The organism is Flavobacterium erigeronis (assembly GCF_054075165.1).
Window position 1 is genome coordinate 721,743 of the sequence record NZ_JBSKGP010000001.1, and the last position, 17,169, is coordinate 738,911.

15 protein-coding genes are annotated in these 17,169 nt (G+C 34.0%); all 15 read left to right on the forward strand.

Annotated elements, in window-relative coordinates; translation table 11 throughout:
- The first annotated feature begins 49 nt into the window (after positions 1-49).
- The 15 genes from ACWA1F_RS03045 (at position 50) to ACWA1F_RS03115 (ending at position 16,842) form a co-directional block, all read left to right on the forward strand.
- Positions 50-1,246: a beta-ketoacyl-[acyl-carrier-protein] synthase family protein gene (locus ACWA1F_RS03045; protein ID WP_456891493.1), complete on the forward strand. Its 1,197-nt coding sequence runs from the start codon at positions 50-52 to the stop codon at positions 1,244-1,246.
- A complete protein-coding gene (locus ACWA1F_RS03050; protein WP_456891495.1) occupies positions 1,246-2,310 on the forward strand; it encodes a beta-ketoacyl synthase N-terminal-like domain-containing protein in 1,065 nt (354 codons plus the stop codon). The genes ACWA1F_RS03045 and ACWA1F_RS03050 overlap by 1 nt, the downstream gene beginning before the upstream one ends.
- Positions 2,307-3,083: a polysaccharide deacetylase family protein gene (locus tag ACWA1F_RS03055; protein ID WP_456891497.1), complete on the forward strand. Its 777-nt coding sequence runs from the start codon at positions 2,307-2,309 to the stop codon at positions 3,081-3,083. Before ACWA1F_RS03050 ends, ACWA1F_RS03055 begins: the two co-directional genes overlap by 4 nt.
- 291 nt (positions 3,084-3,374) lie before the next feature.
- A complete protein-coding gene (locus ACWA1F_RS03060) occupies positions 3,375-4,001 on the forward strand; it encodes a flexirubin biosynthesis/transport protein LolA2 (RefSeq protein WP_456891499.1) in 627 nt (208 codons plus the stop codon).
- Complete coding sequence (locus ACWA1F_RS03065; RefSeq protein ID WP_306154112.1) at positions 3,967-4,602, forward strand: flexirubin biosynthesis protein LolB2; 636 nt, start codon at positions 3,967-3,969, stop codon at positions 4,600-4,602. The genes ACWA1F_RS03060 and ACWA1F_RS03065 overlap by 35 nt, the downstream gene beginning before the upstream one ends.
- A gap of 37 nt (positions 4,603-4,639) precedes the next feature.
- Positions 4,640-5,227, forward strand: coding sequence for a porin family protein (locus ACWA1F_RS03070; RefSeq protein ID WP_306154111.1), 588 nt, complete (start codon positions 4,640-4,642; stop codon positions 5,225-5,227).
- 2 nt (positions 5,228-5,229) lie between these two features.
- On the forward strand, positions 5,230-5,844 hold the full coding sequence (locus ACWA1F_RS03075; RefSeq protein WP_456891502.1) for an outer membrane beta-barrel protein: 615 nt from the start codon (positions 5,230-5,232) through the stop codon (positions 5,842-5,844).
- Positions 5,845-5,861: 17 nt separating this feature from the next.
- Positions 5,862-6,500, forward strand: coding sequence for an outer membrane beta-barrel protein (locus ACWA1F_RS03080; RefSeq protein ID WP_456891504.1), 639 nt, complete (start codon positions 5,862-5,864; stop codon positions 6,498-6,500).
- 6 nt (positions 6,501-6,506) lie between these two features.
- The gene (locus tag ACWA1F_RS03085; RefSeq protein ID WP_306154107.1) at positions 6,507-6,878 is read left to right on the forward strand and encodes a hotdog family protein; all 372 of its coding nucleotides are present in this window, start codon (positions 6,507-6,509) and stop codon (positions 6,876-6,878) included.
- Positions 6,879-6,880: 2 nt separating this feature from the next.
- Entirely contained in the window at positions 6,881-7,366 is a 486-nt protein-coding gene (locus ACWA1F_RS03090; protein WP_456891506.1) for a hypothetical protein, read from the forward strand.
- 16 nt (positions 7,367-7,382) lie between these two features.
- Complete coding sequence (locus tag ACWA1F_RS03095) at positions 7,383-8,546, forward strand: DUF2062 domain-containing protein (protein WP_456891508.1); 1,164 nt, start codon at positions 7,383-7,385, stop codon at positions 8,544-8,546.
- A gap of 99 nt (positions 8,547-8,645) precedes the next feature.
- Positions 8,646-12,320: a 1-acyl-sn-glycerol-3-phosphate acyltransferase gene (locus tag ACWA1F_RS03100; RefSeq protein WP_456891510.1), complete on the forward strand. Its 3,675-nt coding sequence runs from the start codon at positions 8,646-8,648 to the stop codon at positions 12,318-12,320.
- The gene (locus ACWA1F_RS03105; protein WP_456891512.1) at positions 12,320-13,837 is read left to right on the forward strand and encodes a phytoene desaturase family protein; all 1,518 of its coding nucleotides are present in this window, start codon (positions 12,320-12,322) and stop codon (positions 13,835-13,837) included. Before ACWA1F_RS03100 ends, ACWA1F_RS03105 begins: the two co-directional genes overlap by 1 nt.
- 57 nt (positions 13,838-13,894) lie before the next feature.
- Entirely contained in the window at positions 13,895-15,559 is a 1,665-nt protein-coding gene (locus ACWA1F_RS03110) for a C45 family autoproteolytic acyltransferase/hydolase (protein ID WP_456891514.1), read from the forward strand.
- The gene (locus ACWA1F_RS03115; RefSeq protein WP_306154095.1) at positions 15,556-16,842 is read left to right on the forward strand and encodes a flexirubin biosynthesis putative acyl-CoA ligase FlxY; all 1,287 of its coding nucleotides are present in this window, start codon (positions 15,556-15,558) and stop codon (positions 16,840-16,842) included. The genes ACWA1F_RS03110 and ACWA1F_RS03115 overlap by 4 nt, the downstream gene beginning before the upstream one ends.
- Positions 16,843-17,169 lie beyond the last annotated feature (327 nt).

Sequence of the window (17,169 nt, forward strand, 5' to 3'; positions counted from 1 at the left end):
GACAAAGTTCTAAACAATCTAAAATCTAAAATCATAAATCTAAAATTAGATGAAAGGTGTTGCAATAACGGGAATGGGAATTATCTCTGCGATTGGTAATTCGGTTGAGGAAAATTACATTTCACTGACCGAAAATAAAATCGGTATTTCTCGTATTCAAAATATAGCTACTGTTCACGCAGATGTAATCAAAGTTGGCGAAATCAAAAAAACCAACGAAGAACTCATCAATGAATTGCAGCTCGACGAGAATAACAATTTCTCCAGAACCGCTATGATTGGCACTTTGGCAGCAAAACAAGCTGTTGAAAATGCTGGCATTACCAATATAAATGAATTTAGAACCGGGCTTATCTCTGCTACAAGCGTGGGCGGAATGGATATGACGGAAAGACATTATTACGATTATTTCGAAAAACCAGAATTGGTTAAATATATTACCTGCCACGACGGCGGTGATGTTGCCGATAAAATTGCTGAAGAATTAAGCTTAAAAGGAATGGTTACAACGATCAGTACTGCTTGTTCTTCTGCTGCGAATTCAATTATGTTGGGCGCACGTTTGATCAAAACGGGAAAATTAGATCGCGTAATTGTAGGCGGTGCCGATGCTTTGGCAAAATTCACCATCAACGGATTTAAGACTTTGATGATTTTATCCGACGATTATAACAAACCTTTTGACAATACTAGAAAAGGATTAAATCTTGGAGAAGCAGCCGCATTTTTAGTTTTAGAATCGGATGAAATCGTTGCGAAACAAAACAAAAAAGTACTGGCAAGAGTTTCAGGTTACGGAAATGCAAATGACGCGTATCACCAAACGGCTTCTTCAGAAAATGGAGATGGTGCATTTTTGGCGATGAAAAAAGCGTTTGAAGTTTCGGGTTTAAAACCTTCTGAAATTGATTACATCAACGTGCACGGAACCGCAACGCCAAACAACGATTTGTCTGAAGGACGCGCTTTGAAGCGAATTTACGAAGACTCGAACGTTCCAGATTTCAGTTCTACAAAACCTTTTACGGGTCACACTTTAGCGGCCGCAGCGGCAATTGAAGCCGTTTACAGCGTTTTGTCCATTCAAAATAATGTGGTTTATCCAAATTTGAACTTTGATGTTCCGATGGAAGAATTCGATTTGAAACCCCAGACTACTTTAAAAAATAAAACTATCGAACATGTTCTCTCTAACTCTTTCGGATTTGGAGGAAATTGTTCCACTCTTATATTTTCAAAAAGCTAATGACAAAAAAAACATATATAAATGGAGTAGGCTGTATTTCGACTCAAAAAACATTTGATACTGTTTTTTTAGAAGAAGCTGTTGTCAATCATGACGAAAATGTACTGGCAATTGTTCCGCCAGCATACAAAGAATATATTTCGCCAGCTGCCAGCCGACGCATGGCAAAAGGTGTAAAAAACGGAATCGTTGCTTCGGCTTTGGCGATGAAAGATGCGAATGTAGAAAACGTTGACGCGATTATTACCGGAACTGGTTTGGGCTGTATTGAAGATTCTGAAAAATTCCTGAAAAGTATTTTAGACAATAATGAAGAATTTTTAACTCCGACTTCTTTCATTCAGTCGACTCACAATACAGTTGGTGCTCAGATTGCTCTTTTACAGCAATGTAAAGGTTACAATTTCACTTACGTGAATGGTGCTGTTTCTTTTGAATCAGCTTTGATTGATGCGAAAATGCAAATTGAAGAAGAAGAAGCCAATTCTATTTTAGTCGGTGGAGTTGATGAAAACGGCGATTATACTACTGCCCTTTTCAAACTAAACGGCCGAATTAAAAAAGACAATTCGGGTCCGTACGATGTTCTGACTTCTAATACAAGTGGAGCAGTTTACGGAGAAGGCGCGAGTTTTTTTGTTTTAGAAAATGAAAGAAAAGAAAATACGTATGCTGAACTTTTAGACATTTCTATTGTAAATACTCTGGAAGAAAATGAAGTTGAAACCGCAATCCAATCTTTTCTAAAATCAAATAATTTGGAAATTTCAGATGTTGATGCTTTGATTCTAGGTTTTGACGGAAATGCTAATTTCGAAAATTATTATAAAAATATTGCTGAAAATACATTTGCTCAAACTCCTGTTTTGTATTACAAACATTTGTGCGGCGAATATGATACGGCTTCGGCTTTTGCTTTTTGGATGGCAACTAAAATTTTAAAAACGCAGGAAATTCCAGAAATTGTGAAAGTAAATTCGGCTACAAAACCTGCTTACAAAACGATTTTATTATACAATCAATTAAACGGAAAAAACCATAGTTTTACGCTGCTGTCAAAATGATAACGCACAAAAACATATCACTGTTTTTTATCTTTTTATTGCTTTTATTGTTTCTTCTGAATCTTTATAACGCAATTCATTTTCTGTGGTTTGTTCTTATAATTCTAGTTTGGATCGGAATCAATGCTTTTGGTTCTGCCCGAATTTCTTCCAATTATCATGTAAAAGCGTTTTGTAATAATCCTTTAGAAAAAGAAAAAAAAATTGCTTTGACTTTTGATGATGGCCCGAGCGTTTATACGTTGCAAGTTTTGGAACTTCTAAAAAAATACAATGCCAAAGCAACTTTTTTCTGTATTGGAAAAAATATTGAAACGCATCCTGAAATTCTTCAAAAAGTAATTTCTGAAGGACATTTAGTTGGAAATCATTCGTACTCACATTCTAAGTTTTTTGATTTTTATAATGCAAAAAAAGTAATCGAAGAACTTCAAAAAACAGATGAACTTCTGGAGAAATTCACTTCCAAAAAAATCAACTTTTTTCGTCCGCCTTATGGAGTTACGACGCCTTCGATTCGGAGAGCTTTAGAAGTAACCGGACATAACGTTATTGGATGGAATATTCGTTCGCTTGACGGAGGAACAACAAATGTAGAATTGATTTTGAAGCGAATTAAAAAACACGTTTCTCCCGGTGGAATCGTACTTTTGCACGATACGGGATCTCACTCTGTTTTGGTCTTGGAACAGTTTTTGCAATTTTTACAGCAAAATGATTATCAAGTCGTTTCGATTGAAGAACTTTTGAATCTTAAAGCTTATGAAGATTGAACGCGGATGACACGGATTCGCTTTCGCGAAGACGCTGATTAAAACGGATTTTAATTCTAGTAATTTTACTGGAATGCATAAAAAAAATTAAACACATAGAAACATAGATTTAATGCATTTGAAAAAGTAAATCAAAAGAAACTCGTTTCTCACACATAGCTATGTTTGTTAATGCAAGTGAAACGCCTTTTTTGAGATCACTAATTCTATGTTTCTATGTGTTAAAATAGGTATTGTTCATTGTAGACCTACAAGGTTTCGAAAACCTTGCAGGAAATTAAATAACAAAATATGAAAACTAAAATAGCACTTCTTATTCTTTTTATTTCAGGCAATTTGTTTGCTCAGGAACAAAAAATGTCTGCTGCAGAAATTGCACAATTTAAAGAAGATGTAAATGTTGTGGCAAAAAAAATCAAGACTTTAACTACCGATTTTGTTCAGTACAAACATTTAGATTTTTTATCCAAAGATATTGAGACTTCGGGAAAAATGATTTTTAAAGAACCTGCATTACTTCAATGGCAATATAAAAAACCATACAATTACAGCATTACTTTCAAAAACGGCAAAATTCTGATTAACGACGAAGGAAAGAAAAGCGCCGTTGATATTGGGAACAGCAAAATCTTTGCGCGAATCAATAAATTAATTGTGGGAAGCGTGAGCGGAAATATGTTTGACGATAAGGAATTTACGATTTCGTATTTTAAATTGAAAGGTCAGAATCTGGCGAAATTTATTCCGAAAGATGCGACGCTGAAAAAATATATTAAACAAATCGAACTGACTTTTGATAAAGAAGAAGCAACTGTGGTTCAGGTAAAATTGTTGGAATCTTCTGAAGATTATACTCGAATTGTACTTAAAAATAAAGTGATCAATGCAAAAATCGACGATTCAGTTTTTACTAATTAATTGCTTTCTGGCAGTTGTTTTAATTTCTTGTGGTTCGGTCACAAAAAACTATACGCCCAAAAAATTAGACAAAACGTCTTACACGGTTCCCTATTTCTCAGATTCAAAAACCGATTATGTTTACAAAACTAATATCAGTGTTTACGGAAATGAATTGTCGGGAATTTTTATTGCCAAAAAAATAAACGACACTACGCACCGAGTTGTTTTTACAACCGAATTTGGAAATAAATTAATGGATTTTGAAATTTCAGAAACCGATTTTAAAGTCAATTCAATTGTGTCTGAACTAGATCGAAAAATATTGATCAATACTTTGAAAGAAGATTTCAGATTGCTTTTAAAAAAGGAATATCAGATTCAGGAACAATTTGAAACGGAATCGGCAGACATTTATAAATCGGCAGACGGCAAACGTGACAATTATATTTTTATCTCCAAAAAAGATCAAAAACTAGAAAAGATTGTTCATTCGTCTAAAACAAAAGAAAAATTTACGCTGTTTTTCAATTCAGAAAACAATATTTTTGCTGAGAAAATTCAAATAATTCATCAGAATATAAAGCTGAAAATCGAGTTAAATTATTTTAAATCAGAATAGAAAATTAAACTAACCATAAACTTTAAATCAATTCAAAATGAGAAAATTTGCTGTACTTGCAATTATGTTATTAATCGGAATCCAGACAGAAGCGCAGGTAAGAGTTAGTCCTGGACTTAGAGGAGGTTTGAATGTATCGACATTAACGAATATTGACGACAATAGTTCGAAAACAGATTTTTATATTGGCGGATTAGTGGACATCAAATTCAATAAATATTTCTCGGTTCAGCCAGAGATTACCTATTCTAGACAAGGTGATGAAGGAAGATACTTTGAAAATGGCCGTTATTATTCTGAAAAATATGAGTTGAATTATATAACACTTGGAGCTGTTGCAAAATTTAACTTTAAAGGTGGCGGTTTTCACGTTTTAGCAGGTCCGTCTTTAGATTTAAAAGTGGATGATAATTACATCAATTCTAATCCTGAAGATTTCGATCTTGCAATCGTAGGAGGTGTTGGCTACACATTGCCAAACGGACTGACTTTTGAAGCGAGAATCAAACAAGGGTTAGTTGATATTTACGGTTATGACAATTATGACAATGACTATTATTATGATGATGTAATTTTAAATCAGGTTTTCCAAATTGGAGTTCGTTATACATTTAAAACAAAATAAAAATGAATAAAAGAATATTCTTCTTTGTTGCTGTTTTTTTTGCCGTTTTAAATATACAAGCCCAAATAACGGCGAAGCCAGGTTTAAGAGCAGGATTTAGTTTTTCGACTATTTCTGAAATGCATGCCAATTACAGAACCGATTTTTATGCTGGAGGTTTAGTAGATATTCATTTAACGAAGCATTATTCGCTTCAGCCAGAAATCAATTACACTAGACAAGGTTCTAATGATGTGGCTAGAAATTATTATGACGAAAATACGCAGACCAATAGAGTAGAATATTTAGATCTGGAAATAAATTATCTGTCGCTTTCGGCAATAAATAAGTTTACTTTTGGACAAGGAATTCAGCTGCAGGCTGGTCCAACTTTAGATATTTTATTGAATGATAATCTTGCCGTTAGAAAAGCGCAAAATGATCTAGGTTTGGTTTTAGGAGTTGCTTATGCGCTTCCTTCAGGTCTAACATTTGAAGCACGATTTAAAAAAGGATTGCTTGATGTTTTGAGCAGTGATTATTATCAGAACGACTCTAATAATTATTATTTATTTGGAGATTATAACACAAACGTTAATTTTCAAATTGGGATTAGCTATTCTTTTAAAACAAAATAAAAACATTAAAATATAAAATGAGAAAACAAAGTTTAACTATAATCTTATTCGCTTTTTTTGCATTTGTAACAACACAAGCTCAAGTGACCTTTAAACCTGGAATACATGCTGGAATAAATATTTCTAAATTGACAAACACAGATTTAAACAGCAAAACAGATTTTTACATTGGAGCTTTTGGAGCTTTAAAACTTGGAAGAGTTTATACCCTTCAGCCTGAATTAACGTATTCAAGACAAGGTGGAAAAGGAAATCAAGCCGTAGGAACTGAAAGCACTTATGATCCACAAACCAATATGTATACGAATTCTGTTGTTAGTGCTGATGTTAATGCTTCATTACAATATATTTCTGCAATAACAATTAATAAATTTAATTTTAATGAAAATATATACGCCTTGGTCGGACCTTTTTTTGATATACTAGTTTCAGATAACTTTGAAACAAATCCTAAAGGTTTGGAGGGAAGTTTTTCAAAAGGAGAAGATATTGATTTGGGTATTGTTGGTGGTTTGGGTTATAGTTTCAATAATATTGCTATTGAAGCAAGAGTGAAAAAAGGAGTAACTGATGCCTACATTAATCGTTATGTGTATAGCGATAGTACTAATAATTTAGTATTTCAGTTAGGTGCAGCATATTCATTTGGAAAATAAAAAAATATGATTTTACAAGATTTTTATAAAATACTATCGGAGGAAAAAGTATCCGATTCAAAATATAATATTACAATTTTAGTCAACGAAAAACATGAGGTTTTTAAAGGACATTTTCCTGGAAATCCTATTATGCCGGGTGTTTGCATGATTCAGATTATTAAGGAACTAACAGAATCGATTGTAAAAAATCCGTTGATGATTCAGTCTTTGGCAAATGTAAAATTCATGGCACTGATTAATCCAGAGGCCACACCAGAATTACGATTGGAACTGGATGTTACAACCACTGAAGACGGTTTGGTAAAAGTGAAAAACACGACTTACTTTAACGACACCACTGCTCTTAAACTGAGCACAGTGTACAAAAAAATATAATTATGAAACTGTTACTGACATTACTTTTATGGGTTAGTTTTGCTGGAACGCCAGATTTGGCTTCGATCCGCAAAATGTATTCTGATGTAGCAAAATCAGAAACCAACGCCAAAGATTTTGTTGCAAAACTTTCGGGCGTTTCCAATAATGATGATAAAATTTTAATCGCTTATAAAGCTGCTTCCATTTTAGTAGATTCTAAGTTTGAAAAAAAATTAGGCGAAAAAATTGAACGTTTTAAAGAAGGCGCTAAACTTCTTGAAGCAACAATAAAAAGCGATCCGAGCAATATCGAAATGCGAATGATCAGACTGAGCGTTCAAGAAGATGTTCCTGGAATTACGGGCTACAAGAAAAATATTAAAGAAGATAAAAAATTCATTACGACGTATTATGCATCGCAAAGTGCGGCTTTGAAAGAGTATCTTAAAGACTTTGTTTTACAATCTAAAAGTTTCTCTGAAAAGGAGAGACAATTCGTGAAGTAAGCCCAAAAAACACCTCATGAAATCACAGCACGAATTACTTAGTTCGACTAACTTTTGCGTTATTGTACCTACGTACAACAACCAGAAAACACTAAAAAAAGTACTGGATTCTATTTTAGATTTCACCACAAATGTCATTATTGTCAATGACGGATCGACTGATTCTACGAGCGAAATTTTAAAATCGTATTCTCATTTAACGCAAATTCACCATCCTCAAAACATAGGAAAAGGACGCGCGTTAAGAAACGGATTTAGAAAAGCGCTGGAATTGGATTTTGAATACGCCATTACAATCGATTCTGACGGACAGCATTTTGCAGCAGATATTCCTGTTTTCTTAGAAGCCATCCAAAATGAGCCAAACACTCTTTTAATTGGAAGCCGCAATATGACGCAAGAAAATGTTCCGAAGAAAAGCAGTTTTGGAAACAAATTTTCTAATTTTTGGTTCAAGTTTGAAACCGGAATAAAACTAGACGACACGCAATCTGGATTTAGATTGTACCCGCTTCGATTGCTGCCAAAACGTTTTTACACCAATAAATTTGAATTTGAAATCGAAGTTATTGTACGCGCTGCATGGAAAGGAATTACCGTAAAAAATATTCCGATTCAAGTTTTGTACGATCCAGCTGAAAGAGTTTCACATTTTCGTCCGTTTCAAGATTTTACCCGAATCAGTATTTTAAATACGGTTTTGGTAACCAATGCTTTGCTGTATATAAAACCTCGCGATTTCTTTAGGCGAGCAAAAAAAAAAGGTTTTAAAAAATTCTTTCTAGAAGATATTTTAGAAAGCAATGATTCTAATTTTAAAAAATCTGCGGCTATCGCTTTAGGTATTTTTATCGGTCTTTCGCCTTTTTGGGGATTTCAAACCGTGTTGCTTTTTACTTTTGCGGCCTTGTTCAGACTTAACAAAGTCATTGCTTATCTTACGTCAAACGTAAGTTTTCCGCCTTTTATTCCGTTTATTATTTATGCTTCACTTCAAGTGGGGAGTGTTTTTGTAACTAGCAGTACGCCACTCGTTTTAGACAGTTCCATTACACTCGACGATATTCAAAAAAATGCTACTCAATATATCGTAGGAAGTCTTATTTTAGCATCCGTTTCGGCGCTGACAGTTGGCTCAATAAGTTATTTGCTTTTAACCGCTTTCAGTTCCAAAAAATAAAATAGTTTTGCCACAGATTTAAATCTGCCACGAATTCACGAATTTATTCAAATCCATTTTTAATTAATTCGTGAATTCGTAGCTAACAAAATTTTAAATATGCATCAATATTTCTACGCCATTCATCTGTTTGTAAATCGAAGAAAATCTCTTTCGGTGCTGCTGGCTGTATTGATGCTTTTGGTTTTTGGCTTTTTTGCTTCAAGATTAAAATTTGAAGAAGATATCACCAAGCTTATTCCCACAAACGACAAAACTGATGTTACCGCCAAAGTTTTAAAACAATTAAACTTTGCCGATAAAACGACCGTAATTTTCAGCTTGGACAAAAATGGCTCTGCCGAAGATTTAAAAGAAATGGCGACTGTATTTTCAGACAGCGTTTCAAAATCTTGCAAACCTTACATCACAGGAATTCAAGGAAAAATAGACGAAGAAAATATTCAGGAAACTATTGATTTTGTTTACAACAATCTGCCACTTTTTCTAGACGATAAAGATTACGCTGCTATCGAAAAGAAACTTCAAAAAGACAGCATCGCATCGATCGTTGAAGGAAATTACAAATCGATTATTTCGCCTTCGGGATTTGTAACCAAAGATTTTATTCTCCAAGATCCGTTTGGGATTTCGTTTATCGCTTTAAAAAAATTACAGCAACTAAATATTGGCGACGATTTTACACTAGAAAATGGATTTGTAATGACGAAGGATAAAAAAAAATTGCTGCTTTTTATCGCTTCAAATATTCCGTCAAGCGAAACAGAGAAAAACACCATTTTTGCCGAAAAACTAAAATCGATTCAAGAAAATTTAAATCAACAATTTAAAGGCAAAACTTCGATCAGTTATTTTGGTTCTGCCCTTATTGCAGTTGCAAACGCCACGCAAATAAAGAGCGACATTATTTTGACAACATCAATCGCGATGTTTACTTTGATGCTGATTCTGATTTTGTTTTATAGAAAAATCTTAATTCCGTTCATTATCTTCGTTCCGACCGTTTTTGGAGGATTGTTTGCGGTTGCATTTTTATATTTTGTGAGAGAACAGATTTCAGCAATTTCACTCGGAATTGGTTCTATTCTTTTGGGAATCACAATCGATTATTCCATCCACATTCTCACGCACTACAAACACAACAGTGATGTAAAAACACTGTACAAAGACATTACGATGCCCGTAATTATGAGCAGTTCTACAACGGCTGTGGCATTTTTATGTCTGCTTTTTGTAAAATCGGATGCGCTGAATGATCTCGGAATTTTTGCTGCCGTAATTGTTATGGCTTCGGCAATTTTCTCTCTTTTGATTATTCCTCATTTATACAAACCAAAAGAAAATCCGGCAGAACACAAGAAAAATGTGATCGATAAAATGGCGCATTTCTCTTTTCACAACAATAAATTCTTAATTGGTTTTTGTGTCATTATTACCATTATTTGCTGTTTTACTTATAATGATGTTGGTTTTAATAACGATTTATCACAACTGAATTTTATTCCGAAAGAAATAAAAGCTGCCGAAAAACAACTGGAAGAAAGCACGAGTCTGACTTCTAAAACTATTTATGTGGCTTCTTACGGAAAAAGCATGGAAGAAGTTTTGCAACATAATAGCCAGCTTTTCGAAAATTTAAATCAAGAAAAAGAACAACATAAAATTTTAAATTTCAGTTCTGTTGGAGGAATTGTGCTTTCGCAAAAAGAACAGCTTCAGAAAATCGAAAAGTGGAATGCATTCTGGAATTCGCAGAAAAAGCAATTTGTACAATCAGAATTAATTGCCGAAGGCTCTAAATTGGGTTTTAAACCGACAACTTACAATTTGTTTTTTGATCACTTAGATTTTGATTTCAAACCAATTTCTGCAAACGAATATTTGAAAATTCAAGCTTTGCAATTGCAAGAATTTGTTACAGAGAAAAATGGTTTTTACACCATTTCGACTTTAGTAAAAGTAGCGCCAGAACAGCGCGATGCTTTTGTAAAATCGGCTTCTGCAAAAGAAAACATCATCGCGATTGACCGCCAGCAGATGAACGAAACGTTTTTCAGCACTTTAAAAACCGATTTCAATTCATTAGTAAATTATTCTTTTGTTGCTGTAATTTTAATTCTGTTTTTCTTTTTCCGAAGAATCGAATTGGTTATTGTCAGCTTAATTCCAATTGCTTTAACGGGAATTGTAACCGCTGGAATTATGGGACTTTTTGGCATTCAGATGAATATTTTCAGTATGATTGTCTGCACGTTGATTTTTGGACACGGAGTCGATTTTAGCATTTTCATGACCAGCGCGCTTCAAAAAGAATACACCAACGGCGTTAACGAAATTGCAATTTACAGAACTTCAATTATTCTGGCAGTAATCACAACAATCTTAGGAATCGGCGCCATGATTTTTGCCAAACATCCTGCACTGACTTCTATTTCATTGGTTTCACTAATAGGGGTTTTTGCGGCGCTTATTATTACTTTCATTTTCTATCCGATTCTATTTAAAGTTTTTATATCAAATCGATCAAAAAAAGGAAATCCGCCTTTTCAATTGCGAACTTTTATTCACGGTGTCATTTCATTTGCCTATTATGGTTTGGGCGGAATTGTAATGTCGATTTTCAGTTTTACCATTATGCCGATTTTGCCTTTTATTAAAAAAGCAAAAATGAAAGCTTTCCGATATGTGATTTCAAAATTTATGAAATCGGTATTGTATTCTAATCCATTTATCCGCAAAAAAGTCGTTAATCATTTCCATGAAACTTTCGAAAAGCCAGCCGTTATAATTGCCAACCATTCTTCATTCCTAGACATTTTAGCCATCGGAATGCTGAGTCCGAAAATTATTTTCTTGGTGAGCGACTGGGTTTATAACTCTCCTATTTTTGGCGGTGTTGTAAGAAAAGCAGGTTTTTATCCCGTTTCTGAAGGTCTTGAAGGCGGCGTCGAACATTTGCGCAAAAAAGTAAATGAAGGCTATTCTTTAATGGTTTTTCCAGAAGGAACTCGATCTGAAAATAATATCATAAAACGATTCCACAAAGGCGCTTTTTTCCTTGCCGAAGAATTTAAAATCGATATTATTCCGATAGTCATTCATGGCGCTTCAGAACTAATTCCGAAAGGCGATTTTGTCATTCACCACGGAAAATTAACCGTTACTATTTTAGAGAGAATCACGCCTGAAAATCTTTCTTTCGGAACAAATTATACAGAAAGAACCAAGCAGATTAGTAGTTTCTTTAAAGGAGAATATCGAAAAATCCGTCAAGAATTGGAAGGTCCCGATTATTTCAAAACCATGCTTATTAACAGTTACGATTATAAGGAAATCGAAATTGGAAATAGCGTGAAAAAAGATGTAAAGCAAAATCTTGAAACCTATTATAATTTAAATAAACACATTCAGCCAAAAGCAAAAATTCTTCATTTAGGAAACGATTACGGACAATTGGATGTTTTATTGGCGATACAGGAACCGCAACGCAAAATAGTTTCTTTTATAAATGATGAAGAAAAATTGCTGGTTGCCAAAACCAATTATTTAGTTCAAAAAAGAAAAATAGCTTATCTCGAAAAATTAGAATTGGCACTTGAAAATCAGTACGATGTCCTTTTAATTTCTGACGAAAATTACTCAGAAGAAATCGAAAAAATAATTGCTGCCGTTTCTTCTATAATTTTAGTCAATTGTCCTCGTTTAAAAAATCAGTTGGGGAATTTTGAAATTGTTTCTGAAGAAAATGCTTTAATCGTTTTAAAGAAAAAATAATGAAAAAACAGTACGATGTAGTCATAATTGGCAGCGGTTTGGGCGGATTGGTTTCTGCCGTTATTCTGGCAAAAGAAGGCTACAGCGTTTGTGTACTCGAAAAGAACAATCAATATGGCGGAAATCTCCAGACTTTCGTAAGAGATAAAACTATTTTTGATACGGGAATTCATTACATCGGAGGTTTAGGCGAAGGCCAGAATCTACATCAATATTTCAAATATATTGGCATAATGGATCATTTGAATCTAAAAAAAATGGATGAAAATGGTTTCGATATTATTTCTTTTGACGACGATAAAACCGAATATCCGCATGCACAGGGTTTCGAAAATTTCATCAAACAACTGACTGTTTCTTTCCCTGAAGAAAAAGAAAATCTCGAAAAGTATTGCGAGAAAATAAAAGCAGTCTGCAAAACTTTTCCACTTTACAATCTAGAATCTCAAGGAAAATATGATGACGAAATTCTAACGCTTAACGCGAAAGAAACCATCGATTCTTTTACTCAAAATGAAAAACTGAAAGCCGTTTTGGCGGGATCCAATTTTCTGTATGCGGGCATAGCCGAAAAATCGCCTTTTTATGTACACGCGCTTGTCGTCAATTCTTATATTGAAAGTTCATGGCGCTGCATAAACGGTGGAAGCCAGATTACGAAACAGCTTCTGAAACAGCTGAAAAAATGCGGCGGCGAATTCTTTAAACATAAAGAAGTAACGAAGTTTGAAGTCGAAAATCAAAAAGTGAATTCGGTTAAAATGAAAGACGGAACCGAGGTTTCGGGAAATATTTTTATTTCGAATATCGAACCCAAAACGACTTTGAAAATGGCGGGTCAGGAAAACTTTCGAAAACCGTTTTTCAATAGAATCCAAGATCTGGAAAGCGTACTTTCTGCTTTCAGCATTTATATTGTTTTTAAACCAAAAACTTTCAAATACATTAATCATAATTATTATCATTTCAAAAGTGCCAATGATGTTTGGACGGCGCATGAATACGACGAAAATTCTTGGCCAAAAACTTTTATGGCTTCTATGAATCCATCTAAAAATAATGAAGAATGGGCAGATGGAATGACGTTTTTAACGTACATGAAATATGATGACGTGAAAGCTTGGAAAAATACCTTCAATACGACTTTTGAAGAAAATGAAAGAGGTGAAAGTTACGACGAATTCAAAGCTAAAAAAGCAGCGAAATTTTTAGAAGAAATCGAAAAAAAATTTCCTGATATAAAAGATTGCATCAAATCGGTGCATACTTCTACTCCGCTTTCGTACCGCGATTATATCGGCGGAGACGGCGGAAATATGTACGGATATGTTAAAGATTCTAATAATCCGATGAAAACTTTAATTCCGTCCAAAACTAAGCTAGAAAATCTTTATCTTACAGGCCAAAGTATTAACATGCACGGAGTCTTAGGCGTTACAGTTGGAGCGGTCATAACTTGCTCAGAAATTGTAGGAAAAGAATATCTGCTGGAAAAAATCAAAAAAGCATCTGAATAAAATGTAAGGGAAAATTCCAAATAGAAAATTCCAAATCCCAACTCAGCTACTAGCGTTATGAAAAACTCAAGTTTACTTTTATCTTCTTTATTTTTTATGTTGATAATTGTTTCCTGCGGTACTTCAAAATCTAAAAAACATACGCCTGATATTTCGGCTTTCAATGCTACAAAACCAACGGTACAAAAAATATCCGACAGCATTTTTATTTCTGGACCAAATTCGCTTTTAAAGAACAAACAAGGGCTTTGGGAATTGTATGTAGAAGGCGATCCGCTAGAAATCGGATTGACAACAGGCGCGCTAACCGATTCGCTTCTCGAGAAACAACAGCATATTTTTTTCTCTAAAATAACCGATTTTGTTCCTTCAAAATTTCAGCAGAAACTGCTTCGCCAGTTTTTAAAGTGGTACAATCGAAAGTTATATTTAAATGTTCCAAACGAATATCAGACTGAGATTTATGGTGTTTCGCAATATACTTCGGCAGAGTTTGACAATATAGCACCACAATTTCAACGCAGTTTATACTTGCATGCAGCTCACGATATTGGACACGCTTTGCAAGATTTAGCTTTGGTCGGTTGTTCTTCTTTTGCAGTTTGGAACGAAAGATCAGAAGATGGAAGTTTAATTCTCGGACGCAATTTTGATTTTTATGTGAATGACGCTTTCGCGGAAAATAAAATCATTGCCTTTATAAAACCAGAACAAGGATTTCCGTTTATGATGGTGACTTGGCCCGGAATGATTGGCGCTGTTTCTGGAATGAACTTCGAAGGTTTGACGGTAACGATTAATGCTTCTAAATCTAAAATTCCGCTTAGCGCGAAAACCCCAATTTCTATACTGACACGCGAAATTTTGCAGCATGCCAAAACTATTGACGAAGCCGTTGCCATCGCAAAAAAGAGAAAAGTATTTGTTTCTGAATCGATTATGGTGGGAAGTGCCAACGATAACAAAGCCGTTTTAATTGAAGTTTCGCCAGATAAAATAGATGTTTACGATGTTCCGAATAGCGATCAATTAATTTGTTCGAATCATTTTCAAGGCGAAGCTTTCAAAAATGACAAACGAAATCTAGAACAAATTGCCAACAGCCATTCTGAATATCGATATGAAAGAATGCAGGAATTACTATCTGAAAATCCAAAAGTGAATCCTGAAATTGCTTCAGAAATTCTTAGAAATAAAGAAGGTTTACAAAATATGGCTTTAGGTTACGGAAACGAAAAAGCATTAAATCAGCTTTTGGCGCATCACGGAATTATTTTTAAACCGAAAGAAAAACTGGTTTGGGTTTCGGCAAATCCGTTTCAGTTGGGCGAATTTGTTTGTTATGATTTAAATTCCATTTTTGGAGAAAACCGTAATGAAACAAAATCCTTTCAGAAAGAAAATTTGAATATTGCCAAAGATCCATTTTTGGAAACGACTGCGTTTCAGAATTTTAAAAAATTTAAAATTGAAGATCATAAATTAGATGCAATTCTAGAGAAGAAAGAAACAGTTTCTCCAGAATTTCTTCAGAATTATCAGGCATTAAACCCCAATTATTGGGTTGTATATTATAAGACAGGATTGTACTTTTACCAAAAAAAGGAATTTCTTCAGGCAAAGCTGAATTTTGAAAAGGCTTTAAGTCACGAAATCACCACAGTTCCTCAAAAAGAAGAAATTGAAAAATATTTAAAAAAAGTCAAAAGAAAATTAAAATGATTCCAGCAATAGAAAAAGATTCTTTAGAAGAAATTAAAATTTTTCAAGAAAAAAAACTAGCCGAACTTTTAGCTTATATCAGCGAGAACTCTCCTTTTTACAAAAGGCTTTTTGCAGGACAGAATATTGATATTTCAAAAATAAAAACGCTCGAAGATTTACAGCATCTTCCTGTTACGACGAAAGAAGATTTACAGCAATATAATGATGATTTTTTATGTGTTTCACAGCATAAAATTATCGATTATGCCACAACCTCTGGAACTTTAGGAGATCCCGTAACTTTTGGTTTAACCGATTCTGATTTGGATCGTTTGGCGTATAATGAAGCCATTTCGTTTGCCTGCGCCGGAATTGCAGAAGGCGACGTTGTGCAGTTAATGACAACCATCGACCGAAAATTTATGGCAGGTCTTGCCTATTTTTTAGGTTTGCGAAAACTGAAAGTCGGCGTTATTCGTGTTGGTGCAGGAATTCCAGAAATGCAATGGGATTCTATTTTAAAATACAATCCGAGTTATTTGATTACGGTTCCTTCTTTCCTTTTAAAATTAATTGAATACGCTGAAATTCACGGAATTGATTATAACAATTCGAGTATAAAAGGAGCAATCTGTATCGGAGAATCTCTGAGAGAACAAGATTTTTCGATGAATATTCTATCGAAAAAAATCACAGATAAATGGAATATTAAGTTGTTTTCTACTTACGCTTCCACTGAAATGAGTACAGCTTTTACCGAATGTGAACATGGAAAAGGCGGACATCATCATCCAGAATTAATCATCGTTGAAGTTTTGGACGAAAATAATATGCCTGTAAAAAACGGCGAAACGGGCGAACTGACTTTTACTACTTTAGGAATTGAGGCGATGCCATTATTGCGTTTTAAAACAGGTGATATGGTTCAGTTTCATGACGAGCCTTGCGCTTGTGGACGAAATACACTTCGCGTTGGTCCAGTTGTGGGACGTAAAAAACAAATGATTAAATATAAAGGAACAACATTGTATCCGCCAGCGATGAACGATGTTTTGAGCAGTTTCGACAATATTGAAAATCATTTAATTGAGATTTCAACCAATGATTTAGGCACCGATGAAATCCTGATTAAAATTGCAGTAAAAAACCAATCTCCAGAATTTCTGCAGGAAATAAAAGACCATTTTAGAGCCAAATTGAGAGTTACGCCAAAAATAGAATTTGTTCCAAAAGAAATTTTAAACCCTATTGTTTTTAACCCGATGAGTAGGAAACCTATTCGCTTTTTTGATTATCGATAACTTTTTTTGAAACCATATAAGTGATGTAAATTCATTTTAAAAAACTTTGAGCTTAAAAAAATGTGATGACCTTAAATTTGTTAAACACTTTTCCATACTTATATGTACTAAAAAACAGCTTTGCAATTTAAATGACTTATATGTCTTATATGGTTCAATTTTAACAATAGAATTTGTTCCAAAAGAAGTTCTAAACCCTATTGTTTTTAACCTGATGAGTAGAAAACCAATTCGCTTTTTTGATTATCGTTAGATTTTTTTGAAACCATATAAGTTCATTTTTAAAAAACTTTGAGCTTAAAAAAATGTGATGACCTTAAATTTGTT

Bases quoted from the DNA above. Each gene is read 5' to 3' on its own strand.
- ACWA1F_RS03085 (WP_306154107.1), top strand. From the start codon at position 6,507: ATGATTTTACAAGATTTTTATAAAATACTATCGGAGGAAAAAGTATCC.
- ACWA1F_RS03055 (WP_456891497.1), top strand. From the start codon at position 2,307: ATGATAACGCACAAAAACATATCACTGTTTTTTATCTTTTTATTGCTT.
- ACWA1F_RS03110 (WP_456891514.1), top strand. From the start codon at position 13,895: ATGAAAAACTCAAGTTTACTTTTATCTTCTTTATTTTTTATGTTGATA.
- ACWA1F_RS03080 (WP_456891504.1), top strand. From the start codon at position 5,862: ATGAGAAAACAAAGTTTAACTATAATCTTATTCGCTTTTTTTGCATTT.
- ACWA1F_RS03050 (WP_456891495.1), top strand. From the start codon at position 1,246: ATGACAAAAAAAACATATATAAATGGAGTAGGCTGTATTTCGACTCAA.
- ACWA1F_RS03090 (WP_456891506.1), top strand. From the start codon at position 6,881: ATGAAACTGTTACTGACATTACTTTTATGGGTTAGTTTTGCTGGAACG.
- ACWA1F_RS03095 (WP_456891508.1), top strand. From the start codon at position 7,383: ATGAAATCACAGCACGAATTACTTAGTTCGACTAACTTTTGCGTTATT.
- ACWA1F_RS03065 (WP_306154112.1), top strand. From the start codon at position 3,967: ATGCAAAAATCGACGATTCAGTTTTTACTAATTAATTGCTTTCTGGCA.
- ACWA1F_RS03075 (WP_456891502.1), top strand. From the start codon at position 5,230: ATGAATAAAAGAATATTCTTCTTTGTTGCTGTTTTTTTTGCCGTTTTA.
- ACWA1F_RS03060 (WP_456891499.1), top strand. From the start codon at position 3,375: ATGAAAACTAAAATAGCACTTCTTATTCTTTTTATTTCAGGCAATTTG.
- ACWA1F_RS03070 (WP_306154111.1), top strand. From the start codon at position 4,640: ATGAGAAAATTTGCTGTACTTGCAATTATGTTATTAATCGGAATCCAG.
- ACWA1F_RS03045 (WP_456891493.1), top strand. From the start codon at position 50: ATGAAAGGTGTTGCAATAACGGGAATGGGAATTATCTCTGCGATTGGT.
- ACWA1F_RS03100 (WP_456891510.1), top strand. From the start codon at position 8,646: ATGCATCAATATTTCTACGCCATTCATCTGTTTGTAAATCGAAGAAAA.
- ACWA1F_RS03105 (WP_456891512.1), top strand. From the start codon at position 12,320: ATGAAAAAACAGTACGATGTAGTCATAATTGGCAGCGGTTTGGGCGGA.
- ACWA1F_RS03115 (WP_306154095.1), top strand. From the start codon at position 15,556: ATGATTCCAGCAATAGAAAAAGATTCTTTAGAAGAAATTAAAATTTTT.